Source organism: Curtobacterium sp. B18, from assembly GCF_000333375.1.
In the GTDB taxonomy this organism is placed as follows: domain Bacteria; phylum Actinomycetota; class Actinomycetes; order Actinomycetales; family Microbacteriaceae; genus Curtobacterium.
The window spans coordinates 1-14,590 of the sequence record NZ_BACZ01000608.1; the positions used below are offsets into that span (position 1 = coordinate 1).

The window sequence follows — 14,590 nt, forward strand, 5'->3', positions numbered from 1 at the left end:
CTCCCGTCCGTGCGTCCGGCGTGGTCCCGTGCCCCCTGCTCGGGGGATCCGAGCAGGGGTAGACGGGTACGTCGGGTACAGCGAACCTGGGTGCCGGGGCATCCAGACCGGGAATCGGCTAACCGCCGGACGCTGACGCCCGATACTCCAACGCACAAGCACCTCGGCCATCGCACCACACGCCCGTCCCACACAGGAGGCAGTTCGCATGCGGTCCCCGTCAGTCGTCGTCGCCGCGCTCTCGATCGCTCTCGTCGCGGCCACCAGCCTCGCCGCCGGAGCTCCGGCCGGCGCAGCAGCGCTCCCCGCCTCGTCCAGGGCGACCGCCACCGTGCCCGACGGCCGGGCGATCCCGAAGACGAACGTCGTGTCGAACGGCCGGACGTGGAAGCAGACCTTCCGCACCGGCTTCGACAGCTACGTCCCGGTCGGGAAGTTCGCGTCGAAGTACCCGAAGATCGGTCTCTACGACGGGTTCAAGGACACCACCGGCAAGGGGAAGTACGCACCGTCGAAGGTCCTGAGCGTCAAGGACGGGGTGCTCGACTTCGCCCTCCACACCGAGAAGGGCCAGCCCCTCGTCGCGGCGATCATGCCCGACGGGTACGCGCTTCACACGACCGGCCGGGTGTCCATCCGGTACAAGACCACGAAGACGCAGGGCTACAAGTTCTCCACGATCCTCTGGCCGTCGAGCGACGACTGGAACGAGGGCGAGATCGACTGGCCGGAGGCCGACCTCGGCGCCCGGCCCCGCCCGGCGTCGGCGGTGCCCGGCAGCTGGTCGCCCCTCGGCATGCGGTTCGAGCCGGGCAAGGAGGCCTTCGCACCGACGGACAGCACGGGGTGGCACGTGGCCACGACCGAGTGGGACAAGGGCATCGTGCGGTTCTACTGGGACGGCAAGCTCGTCTCCTCGACCACGAAGGCGGTGCCGAAGACGGCCTTCCGCGTGACGCTGCAGGCGGAGACGACGACGAACGGCGGGAAGATCCCGGCCAGCGCGGTCGGGCACGTCAGCATCGACTGGGTCGCCATCTGGAACTGAGCCGGTCGGGGACCGCGTGCTCGGTGCGCGCGGCCCCGCAGCCGGCGCTCAGTGCGCGCGGCCCCGCAGCCGGCGCTCAGTGCGTGCGGCCCCGCAGCCGGCCGATGCCGAGGACGACGGCGACGACGACCAGGCCGAGCAGGAGTCCGACCACCGCCGACACCGCGGTGTCCACGATCCACGTGACGACCGGCCCGGCCGCCTCGATGCCGTGCTCGATCGTGTGCAGCAGGTCGTACGGCGCGTGCCAGGACGTCTCCGCGAGGTTCGCGATCACGAGGTGCCCGCCCACCCAGAGCATCGCGACCGTGCCGACCACGCCGATCACGCGGAACACCGTCGGCATCGCCCGCACGATCCGCGCGCCGGCCCGGCGGGTCCGGCGGACCGAGTGCTTCATCATCTGCAGACCGATGTCGTCGATCTTCACGAGCAGGGCCACCGCGCCGTAGACGGCCCCGGTCATGACGAGCCCGATGACGATGAGCGCGCCGAGCGTCGGCCAGAGCCCGAGGTCCGGGTCGAGCCCGGCGAGGGCGATGAGCATGATCTCGGTGCTGAGGATGAGGTCCGTGCGGATCGCCCCGAAGACGAGCTTGGGTTCCGCGACGGTCTCGTCCGACCCGGCTTCGTGGTGGGCGCCGAACCACTCGGTGACCTTCTCGGCTCCCTCGAAGCACAGGTAGGTGCCACCGAGCAGGAGCAGCCACGGGAGCACCCCCGGGGCGAACGCCGTGAGCAGCAGCGCCAGCGGGGTGATGATGACGAACTTGTTGAAGAGGCTGCCGAGTGCGATCCGTCCCACCACCGGCAGTTCGCGGGCGGGGGACAGCCCCTGCACGTACTGCGGCGTCACGGCCGCGTCGTCGATCACGACACCAGCGGACTTGGCGCTGGCCTTGAGGGCCGCGGAGAGCACGTCGTCGACGATGGCGAGCAGACCGACTGACATGCGCTCAGACTAGGGCCTCGGCGCGTCCCGTCGGCGCAGGGTCTGCGAGGGCGACTCCCCGGAGACCTCGGCGGAGTACCCGAGAACCGCCCGAGGTGGTCGACCCCCGCGATCGACTGGTTCCCGTGCGCGCGGACCGCGGCGGTCGTGGACGGGTCCAGGAGACGCGGTGCGGCTTCGCCGACCCGGTTGCGGGGCCGACCCGGTTGCGGGGCCGACACGGTTGCGGGACCGAGGTGACCTCAGTCGAGACAGAACTCGTTGCCCTCGACGTCCTGCATGACGATGCACGACTCGTTGACCTCGTCGGCGAGCATGCGACGGAACTGCGTGGCGCCGAGCGCGACGAGTCGGTCGCTCTCGGCGTCGAGGGCTGCGAGCCGCTCGGCGCCGACGAGGCCGGTGCCGACCCGGACGTCGAGGTGCGCGCGGTTCTTCACCGTCTTGCCCTCCGGCACGCGCTGGAAGAACAGTCGCGGGCCGACGCCGGTCGGATCTACGCACGCGAACGCCGAGCCGCGGTGCTCCGGGGCAGTGCGCTGTCGAAGGCGTCCCACGAGTCGAAGCCGGTCGGCGGTGGCGGGACGACGTACCCGAGGACCTCGCACCAGAAGCGCGCCACCCGCTCGGGTTCCGCGCAGTCGAACGTCACCTGCACCTGCCGCACCGTCGCCGTCATGGCGCCACTGTGCGTCCCGGGCGCCACCACGCGCCGGGCGGCCACCGCCGTCGTGCGCCGGGCCGCGCCTCCTGGGTCAGAGGGTGGAACCCTCGAGCCGCACGCGGTCGCCGCGGTACCGGTCGAAGACGGTCTGGACCGGCACGCCGTCGAGGTCGTGGTAGGTGACCTCGCGCACGATGAGGGGCGCTCCCACCTCGGTGCCGAGCATCTTCGCCGTGTGCGCGTCGGCGGCCTCGCTGCCGATGGTGACGAGCACCTCGCCGCGCGACGCGTCGAAGAAGTCGCGGAGCACCGTCGTCATGTTGATCGGCCCGGACAGACTCTCGGGGGAGTGCGTGTAGCGCACGGAGAAGTAGGCGGCGCGGAGCCCGATCACGTCGTCGTCGGTGACGAGCAGGTTCTCGATCATCCGGACGTGGTCCTCGTCGATGCGGAGCCGTTCGCGCACGAGCGGGAAGCTCGGCACGATCCGGTCTTCGAAGCGTTCGACGTAGACGTGCTCGCTGTCGGCGTCGATGTCGGTGAGCGGAACGACCACCCCGCGGTGCGTGACCTTCGTCCCGACTCGTGGCCGACGCTCCAGGAACCCGGTGTCCCGGAGCTGCGCGAGCGCGGCGCGGACGGACCCGCGACTGGTGTCGAACAGGGTGACGAGGTCCTCTTCGGCGAGGGGAGCGTCGGGTGCGATGTGCCCCTCGCGGATCGACGCGGTGATGAGGTCGCGGACCCGTCTCGCCGAGATCTGTCGGCCGCGTGAGGACCCGCCCTTCGCGCGCGGGTGGTCGGACAGCGTGTCGCTCATCGTGACTCCGATCGTCGCAGGATCTCACCGCCACGATGCGGCTCGGGTGCAGTGAGTATACGACGCTCGTCGCGCAGGGCAACGGGTACCTCCGAACCGCGCGAACGGCGTGAACGGACAGGTGATCGGCCTCTCAACTGGGCTTTCCTTTCGGCTCTGGTCGCTTAATGATCCGGTTACACCCGGAGCGGTCGTCGGAAACGAACGATCGCGAGCATTGCTGACCACCACCCGATGCGACGGAAGGCCGGCACATGACCGTGAGAGAGCCCGACATCGTCGACGATGCGACCCGTGCGGAGGCCGAGCGTCTCGCCGCCCTCGACACCTCGTTGACGACGAGGCGACGAAGCGTCCGGGAGCGCCTCTGGTTCCTGCGCCCGGCCGGACTGACCGTCGCCAACGTCCTGGTGTTCGTCCTCGTCTCGTTCTTCCTCGTGCAGCTCATCCCCGGTGACCCGGTGGTGTCGGCCACCGGCGGACGCCTGTCCGGCGCCGAGCTCGAGCAGGCGCGGGAGTCCTACGGGCTGACCGGCTCGTGGATCCAGCAGCTCGGCACCTACCTGACGCAGCTCGCCCACCTCGACTTCGGCACGTCGATCGCCACCGGCCGACCGGTCGCGCAGGACCTCGCGACCCGGGTCCCGGCGACGCTCGAGCTCGTGTTCTGGGGGCTGCTCCTCGCCTCGGCGGTGTCGCTCGTGACCGCGCACTTCATCGTCACGCACCGCCGCAACCGCTTCGCGAAGCTGCTCACCGCCTACGCCCGGTCGGCGGGCGCGCTCCCCGAGTACGTCATCGGCATCGCGTTCCTCTTCGTCTTCTACGCCGAGCTGCACTGGGCCCCGGCGCCGAGCGGCCGCCTCGACCCGCTGCTCATCGCGCCGCCCACCGTCACGAACTTCCCGATGGTGGACGCGCTCATCGCCGGGGACCCGGCAGCCTTCGCGTCGTACGCGCAGCACCTGGTGCTGCCCGTCGTCGTGATGGTCGTCGCGCACTCGCCGCTGCTCATCAAGATGCTCATCGTCAACCTGGACCAGGCGATCGACGACCCCGCCACCCGGTTCCGCGTGGCGTCCGGAGCGTCCCGACGGACGGTCCTCGCGAGCATCTACCGCCGGGCGCTCCCGTCGGCGGTCGCCACGCTCGGCATGCTGTTCGGCCTGTTCCTCGGCGGCGCGGTCGTCCTCGAGTCGCTCTTCGGTCTCGGCGGACTCGGGCAGTACGCCGTGGACGCGGTGAACGCCTCCGACGTCTTCGCGCTGCGGTCGTTCCTCCTCGTCACGGCGGCGATGTGCCTCGTCATCTACCTCGTCACGGACATCGTCACGATGCTCCTCGACTCGAGGCGGCGCGCCGGCGTCGCCGGGAAGGACGCCTGATGGCGCTCGACACCCCCACCGCGCTGCCCGAGCCGGCGACCACCGGAGCGGGGAGCACCCGCGGGGCGCGGGACGGTCGCGTCGGTCGACCGGCCGGGCGCACCGGCTTCGTCCTGCGGCTCGTCCCCTTCGCCGTGCTCGTCGTGCTCGCGGTCGTCGGGCCGTACCTGGTGAACCACCCGGCCACGTCGGTGGTCGGCGGACAGTCGGAGGCCCCGTCGGGGGAGTTCTGGTTCGGCACGGACGCGAACGGCCTCGACGTCTACTCCCGGGTGATGACCGCGTTCCGCCTCGACATCGTGATCGCGATCTGCATCACGGTCATCGCCACCGTCGTCGCCATCGTGATCGGGCTCGTCTCGGGCATGTACCAGGGCGACCGCACCGTGCTCGGGTTCGTGGCGCGACTGCTGGGCCGCGCCGTCGACCTCGTGCAGTCGATCCCCGTGATGATCGCCGGACTCGTGATCGTGTCGTTCTTCGGACGCAACGCCGTGGTGATCACGCTCGCCCTCGCGATCGTCCTCATCCCGTTCCAAGCGCGGCTGATGCGCACCGAGGTCCTCCGCACGCGGTCGGACGGCTACGTCGACGCCGCCCGGATGTCCGGCGAGTCCGAACTGCGCCTGCTCCTGGGCCACGTGCTGCCGAACTCCGCCCGGACGACGATCGAGAACACCTCGACGATCTTCGGGATGGCGATCATCTTCTGCGCCGCCCTCGGCTTCCTCGGCGTCGGCATCCCGACACCGACCGCGGAGTGGGGCACCATGCTCGCCGCCGGTGCCCCGGACGCCGCGGTGGGGCGGTGGTGGCCGGTGCTCTTCCCGGCAGCCGCCCTCGGCCTGTCCGTCTGGTCCGCCTCGGTCCTGGTCGCGGCCTTCGTCGGCCGGTCACGGGTCTGAGGGCGACCACTCGACCCGCGCGCCCCCTCCTCCCCACCCACCCCGTCCCTCCCGGCCCATCCCCTTCCCCAGGAGACCCCTGCCCATGCTGAACATGAAACGCACCATCGCCGCCGCCGCGATCGCGGTCGTCGGCGCCCTCGGTCTCGCGGCCTGCAGTGCCGGCGGGAACGCCGCCTCCAGCGCCTTCGTCATCGTCACCGCGGCCCAGCCGCAGAGCTTCTCGTACGAGACCAGCGCCACGGGGTACGAGGCCGCCGAGTTCTTCAAGAACACCGGAGCCTCGCTCATCCGCAACGAGTACGTCGACGGCACCGGCGGTCAGGCCGAGCACGAGGACTACAACAAGTTCGCCCCGGTCCTCGCGAAGAGCTACGACGTCTCGGACGACGGCCGCACCTACACGTTCCACCTCGACACGGACGCGAAGTCGACGGCCGGCAACGCACTCACCGCCGACGACGTGATCTGGAGCATCCAGCGCAAGTTCGCCGTCGAGACGAGCATCGTGCCCTTCATCAGCGCCCCGTTCATCACGAAGCCGGACCAGTTCGCGAAGGTCGACGACGAGACCGTCACCCTCACGCTCGACAAGGCGAGCTACGGCTACACGGCGCTGTCCCTGCTCGCGAACGTCGGCTACAACATCTACGACGCGAAGGTGCTCAAGGAGCACACCACCTCGAGCGACCCCTGGGCCGTGAAGTGGTCGGGTACCCACCCCAACTTCGGCTTCGGTGCGTACAAGGTGGACACCTACACGCCCGGTGAGCAGACGATCTACACCGCGAACGCCGGGTACGCAGAGGGCAAGCCGAAGATCGCCCGGATCGTGCAGCGGGTGGTCGCGGACGCCGGGCAGCGCGCCAACCTGGTGAAGTCCGGCGACGCGCAGATCGCCGCCCAGCTCCGTCCGGCCGACCAGGTCGAGCTCAAGGACGCCGGAGCCGCGCAGGTGTTCGACGTGCCGACGAACGCGTACGTGTACATGCCCCTCCTCACCACGAAGGGCACGTTCAAGGACGTCGCCGTCCGCCGCGCACTCGCCGCGGCGATCCCCTACGACAAGATCAACGAGAACGTCTACCACGGTCGGGCCGACTCCATCTCGAGCATCCTCTCCGACGCCGACCCGGGCTTCGACGGCAGCGGGCTCACGGCCAACGAGACCGACACGGCCAAGGCGAAGAAGATCCTGTCGGACGCCGGGTACACCGAGCCGGTGAAGTTCACCCTCACCGTGAACAACTCCGTCCCGGACCTGCAGGAGACCGCCGTCCAGATCCAGACCGCGGTGAAGGACGCCGGCTTCGACATGACCATCGACACGGTCAACTCGTCGACCTTCCAGGCCGGACTCGCCGCGAAGACGTTCGAGGCATCCCTCGGTCGCGACTACGCGGTCGTGCAGTCGCCGCCCTACGTCCTGTCGCTCTTCTACACGCCGGGCTCCGCCATCAACTGGCCGGACTTCGACAACGCCGAGCTCAACCAGGCCATCGCGGACGGCAACGCCGCGGGCGACCCGACCGGGGCCGACGCGGGCAAGTACTGGAACGCCGCGCAGAAGGTCCTGCAGGACCAGATGCCGACGATCTACATCAACTACGTGCAGCCGCTCAACGCCTTCGCGAAGGGCGTCGACGGGTACGTGTTCCGCTCCCACAACGTCATCGACTACTCGCAGCTGCGGCTCGCCTCGAGCTGAGCGAGGACAGGGAGACACCATGAACGACCAGTCGGCCCCGGTCCTGAAGGTCACGGACCTCAACGTCACCTACGGCACGAACCACGCCGTCCGCCACGCCGACCTCGTGGTCCGGCGCGGGGAACGCGTCGCCGTCGTGGGGGAGTCGGGCTCCGGCAAGACGAGCCTCGGCAATGCCATCGCCGGGTTCCTCGACGCCGGGACCACCGAGGTCGAGACCCTCGAACTCGACGGCAGCTCGATCGAGCGGACCGGGCCGGGCGGTCGGATCCCGGTCCGGACCCCCGGGCTGTCGATGATCTTCCAGGACGCGATGTCTTCCCTCGACCCGGTGTGGACGATCGGCAGCCAGCTGGTCGCCGTGCTCCGGGCCACCGAGCGGGTGTCGAAGCGACGCGCCACCGCCGATGCCCTCGAACGGCTCCGTGCCGTGGGCATCACCGACCCCGAGCGCGTCATGGGCGCGAAGCCGCACGAACTCTCCGGAGGCATGCGGCAGCGCGTGATGATGGCCATCGCACTCGCCTCGAAACCCGCACTCCTCATCGCCGACGAACCCACGAGCGCGCTCGACGCATCGCTCGCCGTCGGTGCGATGCAGCTCATGGTCGACCTCGCCGAGCAGGAGGGGACGGCGGTGCTCGTGATCACGCACGACATCGAGCTCTGCCGGCGCTTCACCGACTTCGTCGTCGTCATGTACCAGGGCGAGATCGTGGAACAGCTGCCGTCCTCGCGACTCGACGAGGCGACCCACCCGTACACCCGTGGACTGCTGGAGTGCGTGCCGACCCTGGCGTCCGCACGACTCGACGAACTGCCGACGCTCGAGTCGGTCCGCGCCCGACTGGAAGGAACGGCGGCATGACCGGCATCCGCATCGAGGCCACCGGGGTCGCCCGGCGCTACGGCCGCAAGACCGCCGTCCGGGACGTCTCGTTCGTCCTCGGCGCGAGCCAGCGCGTGGGCATCGTGGGGGAGTCCGGCTCGGGCAAGTCCACGATGGCGAAGATCGTCACCGGACTCGAGCGGGCCTCCGCCGGCACGATCACCGTGGACGACCGGGACCTCCGGTCGATCATGTCGACGCGTGCCGGTCGGCTCGAGTACCGACGACGGGTGCAGCTCGTCGCCCAGGACACCACCTCGACGTTCGACCCGCGACACCGCATCCGCGAGTCGCTCCGGACGCCGGCGCAGATCCTCGGCGGGCACGACGCCGCCGGTGCGGACGCCGCGATCGGCGAGATCACCACGGAGCTCGGCATCGACCCGAGCTGGGTCGACCGGTACCCGTCCGAACTCTCCGGCGGCCAGCGGCAGCGCATGTCGATCGCCCGGGCGCTGGTCGTCCGACCCGACCTGCTCGTGTGCGACGAGGCCGTCTCGGCACTCGACGTCTCGGTGCAGGGCGTCGTCCTCAACCTGCTCAAGCGCTACTCGGACGACCACGGCGCCGGCCTGATGTTCGTGTCGCACGGGCTGCCGGCGACCGCGTTCATCACGGGCGAGCTCGTCGTCATGAACCAGGGCGAGGTGGTCGAGTCCGGCCGCACGCTCGAAGTCCTCGAACACCCCAAGCACCCGTACACGCAGAAGCTCGTCGACGCCCACCTGGCCGTCGAGGAGCCCGTGGCGTAGTCCCTCCCGGACTCGCCCGCCCTCCCAACGAAAGGCTCCACATGTTCCACCTCGGATGGTTCCTCGGCAACGGCTTCGGCATCCAGGCCTGGTCCGACACGAACGGCGACGGTCCCTGGACCGGCACGAACGTGACCGACTGGATGAAGCCCGACATCTACATCGACCTCGCGAAGAACCTCGAGCGCGGCGGCTTCGACTACATCCTCATCGAGGACACCGCGATGGTCGAGGACTCGTACCGCGGCACCGCTGACACCTCGCTGCGGCGCGGGTTCATGGCGCCGAAGAACGACCCCATGCCGCTCGTCCCGCTCATGACGCAGGCCACGAAGCACATCGGCATCGTCCCGACGTTCTCGACGATCCAGTACCCGCCGTACCTCGCCGCACGCCTCGGCACGACGCTCGACCACCTCACCGAGGGGCGCATCGGCATGAACGTCGTGACGAGCGTCACCGACCGGGTCGCCCAGAACTACGGCTACGAGCAGCACCTCGACCACGACGAGCGCTACCGGATGGCGATCGAGTGGGCCGACGTCGTCAAGGCCCTGCAGGGGTCCTGGGAACCGGGGGCCGTGGTCGCCGACCCGGTCGCGGGCGTCTACGCCGACCACACGAAGGTGCACCCGATCGACCACCGCGGCGAGTTCTTCCGCTCGCGCGGGCCGCTCAACACGATCCCGGGGCCGCAGGGCGTCGTCCCGATCTGCTCGGCCGGAGGGTCGGAGATGGGACGGCAGCTCGCCGCGCTCCACGACGACACGATGATCGCCCTGTCGAAGACGCCCGAGAGCGCGAAGGCGTACCGCGACGACATGCGCGCCCGGGTCGCCGCCGCCGGCCGGAACCCGGACGACGTGAAGTTCCTGTTCATCGTCACGCCGACCATCGCCGCCACCGACGCCGAGGCGCAGGCCGCATCGGAGGCCGCCCGGCTCGCGATGTCGTCGGACAAGGCGATCGAGTACAACCTCTGGAACATGTCGTACACGTCCGGTGGTCGCATCGACTTCGGCGCGATCGACCCGGACACCCGGGTCGAGGACATCGACATCTCGAAGCAGAACGGCGAGTACACGTCGATCGAGAAGCTCTTCGAGGGACAGCAGGGCCGCACGCTGCGCGAGGTCGTCGCCTCGTCGCACCAGGTGAACGACCTCGGGTTCGTCGGCTCGCCGGACACCGTCGCGGCGAAGATGGGCGAGTTCATGGAGCACGTCGGCGGCGACGGCTTCCTCGTCTACATGCCGACGACCCGCCTCAACATGGCGATGGTGGCCGACGGCCTCTCCCCGGCCCTGCGCCGCCGGGGGCTCATCCGCGACGAGTACACCGGCACGACGCTCCGCGAGAACCTGCGGGCGTTCTGATGCCGGGCGCCCCGGCGCTGTTCGAGGCGATCGAGCTGCGCGGCACCCGGTTCCGCAACCGGCTCTGGGTGCCCGCGCTGACGATGTTCACGGTGGAGGCGCGGGACGGCATGCCGACCCCGTTCCACCACGTGCACCTCGGCGGGCTCGCGCTCGGCGGCGCCGGGGCGATCGTGGCGGAGTGCACCGCCGTCACCCCGGAGGGCCGGGTCACGCCGTACGACCTCGGGCTCTGGGACGACGCGCAGCGCGACGCCTGGCGCCCCACCACCGCGTTCGCCCGCGACCAGGGCGTCCGCATCGGCATCCAGCTGAGCCACGGCGGTCGCAAGTCCTCGACCGGGCGGAGCTGGGACCGCATCCGCGGCACCGTGCCCGTGGCCGACGGCGGGTGGCCCGTCGTCGGACCGTCCACCGTGCCGTACACCGGGTACGCCGCTCCACGGGAACTCAGCACCGACGAGGTCCGCGAGATCCACCGGGCGTTCGTCGCGGCCGGCGTCCGGGCGCGCGACGCGGGGTTCGAGTTCGTCGAGCTGCACGCCGCGCACGGGTTCCTGCTGCACCAGTTCCTCTCCCCGCTCGCCAACACGCGCGACGACGAGTACGGCGGCTCGCTCCACGGACGGGCCCGCCTCCTGCTCGACGTCGTCCGCGACCTGCGCGCCGCCCTCGGCGACGGGTTCCCGATCCTGGTGCGCTTCTCGGCGACCGACTGGGTCCCCGGGGGCTGGACCGAGCAGGACACGGCGACCACGGCCTCCTGGGCGGTGGCGGCCGGAGCGGACCTGTTCGACGTGTCCACCGGCGGGATGGTCCCGGACGCCGAGATCCCGGTGTTCCCGGGCTACCAGGTCGGGCACGCGGAACGGCTGCGCGCCGCCACCGGTGCGCCGGTCGGCGCGGTGGGGCTGGTCACCACCGCCGACCAGGCCGAGGCGGTCGTCGCCGAGGGCCGGGCTGATGTCGTGTTCGTCGGCCGCGAGTTCCTGCGCGACCCGCGCTTCGGACTCCGCGCCGCCGCCGAGCTCGGCGCCTCCATCGACTACCACCCGCTGCCGTACCACCGGGCGCAGCACCGTCCGGCACCACACCACCTCCCACGGAAGGCACACCCATGTTCCACCTCGGTTGGTTCCTCGGCTACGGCTTCGGCGTCTACGGCTGGAACGGGCAGTGGTCCGGCAACGTCCGCCACGACGTCGCCAACCCGCAGCTCTTCGTCGACGCCGCCACCTCGCTCGAGCGGGCCGGGTTCGACTTCATGATGCTCGAGGACTCGTCCGTCCTCCCCGACGTGTTCGGCTCCTCGTTCGAGCACGCGCTGCGCTCCGCGATCGTGCGGCACGACCCCATGCCGCTGGTCCCGCTGCTCGCCGCCGCGACGAAGCACCTCGGCATCATCGCGACCGCCGCGACGCCCTTCTACCCGCCGTTCCTCGCAGCCCGGCTGATGTCCACGCTCGACCACCTGACGCACGGCCGTGTCGGCATCAACCTCGTCACGGCCTCACCCCACGCTGCCGCGCAGAACTACGGCTACGACCAGCACTTCGAGCACGACGAGCGGTACGCGATGGCCGACGAGTGGATCGACGCGGTCCGGGCGCTCTGGGACACGTGGGACGCCGACGCCCTCGTGCTCGACGAGGCGACCGGCGTCTTCGCCGACCACACGAAAGTGCGGTACGCCGACTTCGCGGGGAAGTACTACCGCACCCGTGGGCCGCTCAACACGGTCGCCAGCCCCCAGGGACACCCGGTGGTCTGCCAGGCCGGCGGCTCCCCGGCTGGCCGCGACCTCGGCGCGCGCAACGCCGACACGCTCATCGCCTCGGCAGCGGGCGTCGACGCCATGCGCGAGTACGTGGACGACATGCACCGACGGATGGTCGGGTTCGGCCGCGAGGAGACGGACGCGAAGATCCTGTTCCTCGTCGAGCCCGTGCTCGCCGACACCGACGACGAGGCCGAGGCGAAGCAGGCCCGCCAGCTCGCCGCCACCCGGGAGAACATCGACGCGCAGCTGGCGAACCTGTCCTACACGTCTGGGTTCGACTTCGCGCAGTTCGACCTCGACGAACCGCTGCCGGCGGACCTCAAGGGCACGAGCAACGGACACCAGAGCGTCATCGAGGCGTTCCTGGCGAAGGCCGACGGCAAGACGCTCCGCGAGGCCCTCCCCGCGCAGCGCGACACCACGGGATCGGTTCGGCTCGTCGGCAGCCCCGAGACGGTCGCCGACCAGATGGAGGAAGCGATCGCCGCCTCGGGCGCCGACGGCTTCCTGATCGGACTCCCGGTGACCCGGAAGAACCTCACCGAGGTCTGCGACGGACTCGCGCCGGTGCTCCGGCGTCGGGGTCTGGTCAGGGACGGCTACGAGCACGAGACGTTCCGCGAGAACCTGCTCGCGTTCTGACACGCGAGTTGCCGGGAGGCGCGGCTCGACTCCGCCCCTGACCTGCGGTTTCCGTGCGGTCGCCACCAGGGCGGCTCGCGCAATGAACGGTAACGGCGCCTTCACGGCGGGGTAACCGCCACGGCGTTGGATGAGATGCGAGAGAGAGGAGCGGTCGCCATGATCACCACCGTCGTCGCCGGCAACCCCAAGCCCGGCTCGCACACGCTCGAGGCCGCGACGATCGTCGCCGAACGACTGACCGGGTCCGCGCCGGACCACGTCGTCGACGTCATCGCCCTCGGCCCGGGGATCCTCGGCTGGGGCGACCCCGGCGTGCAGGCCGCGGTCGCGACCGTCGCCGCGTCCGACCTCGTCGTGGTCGCCTCGCCCACGTTCAAGGCCACCTACACGGGCGTCCTGAAGCTCTTCCTCGACCAGTTCGCGACGGCCGACGGACTCGCCGGGGTCACCGCCGTCCCGCTCATGCTCGGCGCCGGTCCCGCGCACCACCTGGCCCCCGAGGTGTTCCTCAAGCCCGTGCTCGTCGAGCTCGGCGCCACGGTGCCCGTGCAGGGCCTGTACCTGAACGACAAGCACTACACCGACGAGTCGTCGACCGAGGGCTGGCTCGCCCGCTGGCGGGACGTCGTCCTCGCCACCGCATCCGCACCGACCAAGGAAGGCACCAGCGCATGATCAAGCCCTACACCGCCGAGTCCGCGGACCCGACGCTCCTCCGGGAGGCGTTCTCCGGGTTCCCCTGCGGCGTCGCCGCGCTCTCCGCGATCGTCGACGACGCCCCGACCGTGCTCGTCGCGTCGTCGTTCACCGTCGGCGTCTCGCAGGACCCACCCCTCGTGATGTTCGCCGTGCAGCACTCGTCGTCCACGTGGCCGGCGCTCGCCGGAGCGGACTCCATCGGCGTCTCGGTGCTCGGCGAACGGCACGAGAACGTCACGCGGCAGCTCGCCTCACGCGACAAGTCCGTGCGCTTCGTCGGTGTCGACACGACGGTGTCCGACGCGGGCGCGGTGTTCCTCGAGGGAGCGCCGATCTGGATGGAGTGCTCGGTGGCGCACACGTACCCGGCGGGCGACCACGACATCGTCGTGCTCCGCGTGAACGGCCTGATGTCCGACTTCGCGCACAGCCCCCTGGTCTGGCACCGGTCGTCGTTCGCGAAGCTGAGCGCCTGACCGACGGCGTCCGTATGCTCGCCGCATGGCTGACTTCACCGCTGACCAGGCCGCCGTCGTGCGGATCGAACGTGCCGAGGAAGGCCGCTGGGACCTCACGGTGATCAGCGACTCGGGCGTCCGCATGGGGCACGGCGAGTACCTCTTCGACGAGGCCGACGACGACGCGGCGGGGGAGCAGGCAGCGGCCCTCGACTTCGTCCGCGGCTACGGCTTTCGCTTCGAGCCGGACGCCGTGGTCGCGGACGGGCCGGACGCCTACTGGGCACCACTGCTCGCGCTCGACGAGCGGTAGCACTCCGCTCAGAGGCTCGCGACGAGCTCCTCGACCCGCGCGCGGATCGCGTCGCGGATCGGACGGACGCGCTCGAGCGGCTGCCCGGCCGGGTCGTCGAGCGCCCAGTCCTCGTACCGCTTCCCGGGGAACACCGGGCAGGCGTCGCCGCAGCCCATCGTGATGACGACGTCGGACTCCCGGACGGTGTCGGTCT

General features: G+C 70.5%; 13 protein-coding genes and 3 pseudogenes. 12 read left to right on the forward strand and 4 right to left on the reverse strand.

Going from position 1 to position 14,590, the window contains the following annotated elements; all coding sequences use genetic code 11:
• Positions 1–208: 208 nt before the first annotated feature.
• Positions 209–1,048 carry a glycoside hydrolase family 16 protein gene (locus tag I5E_RS16400; RefSeq protein WP_022907941.1) on the forward strand — a complete coding sequence of 280 codons (840 nt, stop codon included), beginning with the start codon at positions 209–211 and terminating at the stop codon, positions 1,046–1,048.
• Positions 1,049–1,124: 76 nt separating this feature from the next.
• Here the strand turns inward: I5E_RS16400 and I5E_RS16405 are convergent, their stop codons facing one another.
• The 3 genes and pseudogenes from I5E_RS16405 to I5E_RS16415 all read right to left on the reverse strand — a co-directional run bounded on the left by I5E_RS16405 (position 1,125) and on the right by I5E_RS16415 (position 3,484).
• Complete coding sequence (locus tag I5E_RS16405; protein WP_022907942.1) at positions 1,125–2,000, reverse strand: DUF808 family protein; 876 nt, start codon at positions 1,998–2,000, stop codon at positions 1,125–1,127.
• A gap of 242 nt (positions 2,001–2,242) precedes the next feature.
• Positions 2,243–2,679: pseudogene (locus I5E_RS22005) on the reverse strand (VOC family protein).
• A 76-nt stretch (positions 2,680–2,755) separates the two neighbouring features.
• Positions 2,756–3,484 (reverse strand): GntR family transcriptional regulator, encoded by a 729-nt coding sequence (locus I5E_RS16415; RefSeq protein ID WP_022907943.1) that lies wholly within the window; start codon positions 3,482–3,484, stop codon positions 2,756–2,758.
• A gap of 254 nt (positions 3,485–3,738) precedes the next feature.
• Between I5E_RS16415 and I5E_RS16420 the strand changes: the two genes are divergently transcribed.
• The 11 genes and pseudogenes from I5E_RS16420 to I5E_RS16470 all read left to right on the forward strand — a co-directional run bounded on the left by I5E_RS16420 (position 3,739) and on the right by I5E_RS16470 (position 14,394).
• On the forward strand, positions 3,739–4,869 hold the full coding sequence (locus tag I5E_RS16420) for an ABC transporter permease (RefSeq protein WP_022907944.1): 1,131 nt from the start codon (positions 3,739–3,741) through the stop codon (positions 4,867–4,869).
• The gene (locus tag I5E_RS16425; RefSeq protein ID WP_022907945.1) at positions 4,869–5,774 is read left to right on the forward strand and encodes an ABC transporter permease; all 906 of its coding nucleotides are present in this window, start codon (positions 4,869–4,871) and stop codon (positions 5,772–5,774) included. Before I5E_RS16420 ends, I5E_RS16425 begins: the two co-directional genes overlap by 1 nt.
• A gap of 94 nt (positions 5,775–5,868) precedes the next feature.
• Positions 5,869–7,482, forward strand: a complete 1,614-nt coding sequence (locus I5E_RS16430; protein WP_222836480.1) for an ABC transporter substrate-binding protein — start codon at positions 5,869–5,871, stop codon at positions 7,480–7,482.
• A gap of 19 nt (positions 7,483–7,501) precedes the next feature.
• Complete coding sequence (locus I5E_RS16435) at positions 7,502–8,350, forward strand: ABC transporter ATP-binding protein (RefSeq protein WP_022907947.1); 849 nt, start codon at positions 7,502–7,504, stop codon at positions 8,348–8,350.
• Positions 8,347–9,123, forward strand: coding sequence for an ABC transporter ATP-binding protein (locus I5E_RS16440; RefSeq protein ID WP_022907948.1), 777 nt, complete (start codon positions 8,347–8,349; stop codon positions 9,121–9,123). Before I5E_RS16435 ends, I5E_RS16440 begins: the two co-directional genes overlap by 4 nt.
• A gap of 41 nt (positions 9,124–9,164) precedes the next feature.
• On the forward strand, positions 9,165–10,499 hold the full coding sequence (locus I5E_RS16445) for an NtaA/DmoA family FMN-dependent monooxygenase (RefSeq protein WP_022907949.1): 1,335 nt from the start codon (positions 9,165–9,167) through the stop codon (positions 10,497–10,499).
• Entirely contained in the window at positions 10,499–11,767 is a 1,269-nt protein-coding gene (locus tag I5E_RS16450; RefSeq protein WP_022907950.1) for an NADH:flavin oxidoreductase/NADH oxidase, read from the forward strand. Before I5E_RS16445 ends, I5E_RS16450 begins: the two co-directional genes overlap by 1 nt.
• A pseudogene (locus I5E_RS26585) lies at positions 11,746–12,921 on the forward strand (NtaA/DmoA family FMN-dependent monooxygenase); the annotation flags it as partial. The gene I5E_RS16450 and the pseudogene I5E_RS26585, both read left to right, overlap by 22 nt.
• A 159-nt stretch (positions 12,922–13,080) precedes the next feature.
• Positions 13,081–13,599, forward strand: coding sequence for an NADPH-dependent FMN reductase (locus I5E_RS16460; RefSeq protein ID WP_022907952.1), 519 nt, complete (start codon positions 13,081–13,083; stop codon positions 13,597–13,599).
• The gene (locus I5E_RS16465; RefSeq protein WP_031262995.1) at positions 13,596–14,099 is read left to right on the forward strand and encodes a flavin reductase family protein; all 504 of its coding nucleotides are present in this window, start codon (positions 13,596–13,598) and stop codon (positions 14,097–14,099) included. Before I5E_RS16460 ends, I5E_RS16465 begins: the two co-directional genes overlap by 4 nt.
• A 25-nt stretch (positions 14,100–14,124) precedes the next feature.
• Positions 14,125–14,394: a hypothetical protein gene (locus I5E_RS16470; RefSeq protein ID WP_022907953.1), complete on the forward strand. Its 270-nt coding sequence runs from the start codon at positions 14,125–14,127 to the stop codon at positions 14,392–14,394.
• A gap of 8 nt (positions 14,395–14,402) precedes the next feature.
• Here I5E_RS16470 and I5E_RS16475 read toward each other — a convergent pair.
• Positions 14,403–14,590: pseudogene (locus tag I5E_RS16475) on the reverse strand (heat-shock protein HtpX); the annotation flags it as partial.

Excerpts from the sequence above, each read along its gene's own strand:
- I5E_RS16470 (WP_022907953.1), top strand. The coding sequence starts at position 14,125 with ATGGCTGACTTCACCGCTGACCAGGCCGCCGTCGTGCGGATCGAACGT.
- I5E_RS16445 (WP_022907949.1), top strand. The coding sequence starts at position 9,165 with ATGTTCCACCTCGGATGGTTCCTCGGCAACGGCTTCGGCATCCAGGCC.
- I5E_RS16415 (WP_022907943.1), bottom strand. The coding sequence starts at position 3,484 with ATGAGCGACACGCTGTCCGACCACCCGCGCGCGAAGGGCGGGTCCTCA.
- I5E_RS16465 (WP_031262995.1), top strand. The coding sequence starts at position 13,596 with ATGATCAAGCCCTACACCGCCGAGTCCGCGGACCCGACGCTCCTCCGG.
- I5E_RS16430 (WP_222836480.1), top strand. The coding sequence starts at position 5,869 with ATGAAACGCACCATCGCCGCCGCCGCGATCGCGGTCGTCGGCGCCCTC.
- I5E_RS16405 (WP_022907942.1), bottom strand. The coding sequence starts at position 2,000 with ATGTCAGTCGGTCTGCTCGCCATCGTCGACGACGTGCTCTCCGCGGCC.
- I5E_RS16450 (WP_022907950.1), top strand. The coding sequence starts at position 10,499 with ATGCCGGGCGCCCCGGCGCTGTTCGAGGCGATCGAGCTGCGCGGCACC.
- I5E_RS16440 (WP_022907948.1), top strand. The coding sequence starts at position 8,347 with ATGACCGGCATCCGCATCGAGGCCACCGGGGTCGCCCGGCGCTACGGC.
- I5E_RS16460 (WP_022907952.1), top strand. The coding sequence starts at position 13,081 with ATGATCACCACCGTCGTCGCCGGCAACCCCAAGCCCGGCTCGCACACG.
- I5E_RS16420 (WP_022907944.1), top strand. The coding sequence starts at position 3,739 with ATGACCGTGAGAGAGCCCGACATCGTCGACGATGCGACCCGTGCGGAG.
- I5E_RS16425 (WP_022907945.1), top strand. The coding sequence starts at position 4,869 with ATGGCGCTCGACACCCCCACCGCGCTGCCCGAGCCGGCGACCACCGGA.
- I5E_RS16400 (WP_022907941.1), top strand. The coding sequence starts at position 209 with ATGCGGTCCCCGTCAGTCGTCGTCGCCGCGCTCTCGATCGCTCTCGTC.
- I5E_RS16435 (WP_022907947.1), top strand. The coding sequence starts at position 7,502 with ATGAACGACCAGTCGGCCCCGGTCCTGAAGGTCACGGACCTCAACGTC.